1 protein-coding gene is annotated in these 1,176 nt (G+C 64.5%); it reads right to left on the reverse strand.

Going from position 1 to position 1,176, the window contains the following annotated elements; translation table 11 throughout:
• The coding region (tuf, locus tag ACXN5S_RS19635) for an elongation factor Tu (protein WP_458607188.1) at nucleotides 1–1,174 on the reverse strand (1,174 nt) is incomplete at its 3' end.
• Nucleotides 1,175–1,176: the final 2 nt, after the last annotated feature.

Genomic DNA, 1,176 nt, shown 5'->3' on the forward strand with positions numbered 1-1,176 from the left:
AGGCGAGGATCTTCGAGACCACGCCGGAGCCGACGGTGCGGCCGCCTTCACGGATGGCGAAGCGCAGGCCCTCTTCCATGGCGATCGGGTAGATCAGCTCGGCCGACAGCTTCAGGTTGTCGCCGGGCATCACCATCTCGGTGCCGGAGGGCAGCTCGACCGTGCCGGTCACGTCCGTCGTGCGGAAGTAGAACTGCGGGCGGTAGTTCGCGAAGAACGGCGTGTGACGGCCACCCTCTTCCTTGGTCAGGATGTAGACCTCGGCTTCGAACTTCGTGTGCGGCTTCACCGAGCCGGGCTTGCAGAGCACCTGGCCCCGCTCGACACCTTCACGGTCGATGCCGCGCAGCAGCGCACCGATGTTGTCACCGGCTTCACCGCGGTCGAGCAGCTTGCGGAACATCTCGACGCCCGTGCAGGTCGTCTTCTTGGTGTCCTTGATGCCGACGATCTCGAGTTCGTCGCCAACGTTGACCACACCGCGCTCGACGCGGCCGGTCACGACGGTGCCGCGGCCGGAGATCGAGAACACGTCTTCGATGGGCATCAGGAAGGGCTGATCGACAGCGCGCTCCGGCGTCGGGATGTACTCATCCACGGCGGCCATCAGCTCTTTGATCTTCTCTTCGCCGATTTCCGGGTCACGGCCTTCGAGGGCGGCCAGAGCCGAGCCCGCGATGATCGGGATATCGTCGCCCGGGTAGTCGTAGTCGGAGAGCAGCTCGCGCACTTCCATCTCGACGAGCTCGAGCAGCTCGGCGTCATCGACCTGGTCGACCTTGTTGAGGAAGACGACCATCTTCGGGATGCCGACCTGGCGGCCGAGCAGGATGTGCTCGCGCGTCTGCGGCATCGGGCCGTCGGCGGCGTTCACGACCAGGATCGCGCCGTCCATCTGGGCGGCACCGGTGATCATGTTCTTCACGTAGTCGGCGTGGCCGGGGCAGTCGACGTGAGCGTAGTGGCGCGCATCGGTCTCGTACTCGACGTGGGCCGTCGAGATCGTGATGCCACGGGCTTTTTCTTCCGGGGCCGCGTCGATCTGATCATAGGCCTGGAAGTCACCGAAGTACTTCGTGATCGCCGCCGTCAGCGTCGTCTTGCCGTGATCGACGTGACCGATCGTGCCGATGTTCACGTGCGGCTTGTTGCGTTCAAACTTGGCCTTGGACATGT

Source organism: Pseudoroseicyclus sp. H15 (assembly GCF_054353345.1).